The organism is Nostoc sp. CALU 546 (assembly GCF_048836525.1).
Genome location: NZ_JAWJTF010000059.1, coordinates 49,573 through 52,694 on the forward strand (window position 1 = coordinate 49,573; position 3,122 = coordinate 52,694).

General features: G+C 42.0%; 3 protein-coding genes. 2 read left to right on the plus strand and 1 reads right to left on the minus strand.

What is annotated here, in order from left to right; translation table 11 throughout:
• Nucleotides 1–302: 302 nt before the first annotated feature.
• Nucleotides 303–485: a CsbD family protein gene (locus tag RRG12_RS25470; RefSeq protein WP_069068231.1), complete on the minus strand. Its 183-nt coding sequence runs from the start codon at nt 483–485 to the stop codon at nt 303–305.
• A 697-nt stretch (nt 486–1,182) separates the two neighbouring features.
• Between RRG12_RS25470 and RRG12_RS25475 the strand changes: the two genes are divergently transcribed.
• Both RRG12_RS25475 and RRG12_RS25480 read left to right on the plus strand, forming a co-directional pair.
• On the plus strand, nt 1,183–1,422 hold the full coding sequence (locus RRG12_RS25475) for a hypothetical protein (protein ID WP_420761083.1): 240 nt from the start codon (nt 1,183–1,185) through the stop codon (nt 1,420–1,422).
• Between the two features lie 18 nt (nt 1,423–1,440).
• Nucleotides 1,441–3,075 (plus strand): tetratricopeptide repeat protein, encoded by a 1,635-nt coding sequence (locus RRG12_RS25480; protein ID WP_420761084.1) that lies wholly within the window; start codon nt 1,441–1,443, stop codon nt 3,073–3,075.
• Nucleotides 3,076–3,122 lie beyond the last annotated feature (47 nt).

Genomic DNA, 3,122 nt, shown 5'->3' on the forward strand with positions numbered 1-3,122 from the left:
GAACGAGATAAACCAGCGAACAATGCGAAATTGATCTTTTTTTGACTCGTGTGTACACCGTAGCTTAAAAAGGGGGGAAAACTTCTTAAAGTCCCCCAATTTATCGGGGGATTTAGGGGGATCTAAAACTTTTGATACCGACAAGAGGACTTTTCAAACAACCTCTTAAACATCTACCCTGCTTTTGGTAACAAAAATCGTGATTTTGGTTAGGGAACTCCAACAAATGAACTGGGCAGGAAAACCCGCCCAGTTCATAAGGACGGGCGAGACGCCCATCCTACAATAAATATTGTGATATTTTATTCTAAAGTCTTTTTAACTTCATCTTTGATATTCTCAGCCGTGTGACGGACTTGGGCTTCAGCTTGTTTAGCTTTACCTTCAGCTTTATCTTTAGGATCGCCAGTTACTTCGCCAATGACCTCTTGTACTTTACCTTCGACGTTTTTAGCAAAAGCTTTTGCTCTATCTTCGATACTCATATTCGTTGTTCCTAAAGTATTTTAAGTGTTGATTTTTATTGCTTGCTCGAAAAGCGCTGCAATGTTTATAGATTACTTTTAGACAACTTTTAATTCTTCTATCTGACGATGCTTTTATGAAGAATAGTTGTGTTCTTTGTACATAGTTATTTAACAGTTAAATTCATCTTGGAGAGTTAAAGTAAATTCTATTGTTCTACCTTGAGACAAAATAATTTACAACTTTAGGTAGATAGCGATGATGTTGAAGGAGCCAGAAGGCAGGAATAAGGGACTTCCAAATAACTAAATATTCCATCGCTATGTAGACAGGGGGCAGGGGAAAGTTATTCTCCTGCGGCTCGACTAAGCGATCGCTTCACTTCCTCCTTTTCTCTGCTTTTGTCACAAATATTGCGCGGAAAGAAGCATAATTTTTCAAGCTTTAACTGAAGAGTAGTTTAGCTGGTGCAAGAAAACACAGAAAAGTCTAATCAGTGGCTTTGAAGTGCCTACAGGGTGCTGAGGCTTCCAAGCATCAGAAATTTGGTGGTCTATAGCGCAATACAGTTCAGAATGAGCAACAAAACACTTGTAGAGACGGCGATTCATCGCATCTTCAAAGACAAATTATCTACACCACTCAATACTGCTTGGGTTTAAAAGCAGCAGTAACAAGTATCCACGTTTATCTCTAGCTTCTTACTGATTAATATTTATGAAAGTATTTATGCGATCGCATTCTACTACTCAACCAACTACCAACTCCCAATATGTAGACTCTAGGATGCAAACTGATGCATCTGTTAACATTTTCATCGGATGTTCAATCTTGATTCCAATGATTGTGTTTGCAGGGTTTAATATTTATAAGAAACAGCGTGCTGCTGTTCTTCGCCAACAAGTTGCCTCTTTAGAGAAACTGTGGCATTTGAATATTAAGAAAAAAAGAGCTTGAAGAAAAAGAATATAGACAATGAAGTACTTATTTATAGTTTGGGTACTTATACTCTCTTTAGTCGCTCCTAGTGCGGCGATCGCTGAAGTAAAACAGCCCTACACCTTAATATCTGGACTTGGCACAATCCACCATCCAGTTTCTACTCCTAATCCCCAAGCACAAGAGTTTTTCGATCAGGGATTAAATTTAATTTACGCTTTCAATCATGACGAGGCAATGCGTTCTTTTCAACACGCTGCCAAACTCGATCCGCATTTGGCGATCGCATATTGGGGTATTGCTTTAGCTCTGGGGCCTAATATTAACTCAGCAATAGACCCCAAGCGAGAATTAGCTGCTTACCAAGCAGTACAGCAAGCCTTGGCACTTTCTACCCAAGCATCTACCCAAGAACAAGACTACATTACCGCCTTAGCAAAACGTTACTCCCAAAATCCCGATGCAGACTTGTATCAACTAGCGGTAGATTACGCAAAAGCAATGGCAACCCTAGTCAAGCGCTATCCTGATGATTTGGATGCGGCAACGCTTTACGCTGAAAGCTTAATGGATTTGCATCCTTGGCAACACTGGACTAAAGATGGCAAGCCACAGCCAGATACAGAAGAAATTGTAGCTGTTTTAGAATCAGTTCTCCAACGAAACCCGAATCATACGGGAGCTAATCATTACTATATCCATGCCGTAGAAGCCTCGCCTTCCCCAGAACGGGCCCTTATGAGTGCCAAACGACTAGGAACTTTAGCGCCAGCGGCGGGACACTTGGTACACATGCCTTCCCATATTTATTTTCGTGTGGGAGATTATGAAGGGGCAATGCAGGTAAACCAACAGGCGATCGCTCAAGATGATATTTACATCAACAAATATCAAGTCCAGGGCACTTACCCCATGATGTACTACAACCACAACGTACATTTTCTCATGGTAGCCAGCAGCATGGCAGGAAAGTATGAAGATGCTCTGAAATCCGCAGAGAAATTAGTCACCAACATTACTGCGATTGGCCCACATATACCAATGCTTGAGGGATTCCTGGGCAGCAAAATGCTGATTCAGACACGCTTTCATGACTGGGATGCCATCTTAAAAACTCCTGCTCCCGATGCTAAACTACCTACTACAACAGCACTTTGGCATTTTGCTCGTGGTATGGCAACGGCAGCCACAGGCAAATTTGAAGATGCAGCAAATGAAAGCAGTGCATTACTGGCCGCTAAACAGGTAATTCCCGCCGAAGCAACCATTGGATTTAGTCCTGCCAGTCGCATTTTAGACATTGCCTCAAAAGTTTTAGACGCCAAAATTGCCAGAGAAAAGCATGATTATGAATCTGCCATTCAATTGCTAGAACAAGCAGTAGTCGCAGAAGATGCTCTCGATTATGTGGAACCACCAGACTGGTACTTCCCCACGCGAGAGTCTTTGGGCGCTGTGCTTTTGGCTAAGGGTAACTATAGAGAGGCTGAAGAAGTCTTTCGTGCTGATCTCAAAAAGTATCCTCATAACGGGCGTTCTCTATTTGGCTTGCAGGCAAGTTTGCAGGCACTCGGCAAAGATCAGGCTGCTAAACTTGTCAAAACTGAATTGGAAACCGCTTGGAAAGGTGATGAAAAGCAACTTGACCTAGCAACTGGGGTTACTTATTAAACTTTGTCTCCCCTTTTCCCAAAAGGCTACAGTGTACACACAAGTCT

Bases quoted from the DNA above. Each gene is read 5' to 3' on its own strand.
- RRG12_RS25470 (WP_069068231.1), bottom strand. From the start codon at position 485: ATGAGTATCGAAGATAGAGCAAAAGCTTTTGCTAAAAACGTCGAAGGT.
- RRG12_RS25475 (WP_420761083.1), top strand. From the start codon at position 1,183: ATGAAAGTATTTATGCGATCGCATTCTACTACTCAACCAACTACCAAC.
- RRG12_RS25480 (WP_420761084.1), top strand. From the start codon at position 1,441: ATGAAGTACTTATTTATAGTTTGGGTACTTATACTCTCTTTAGTCGCT.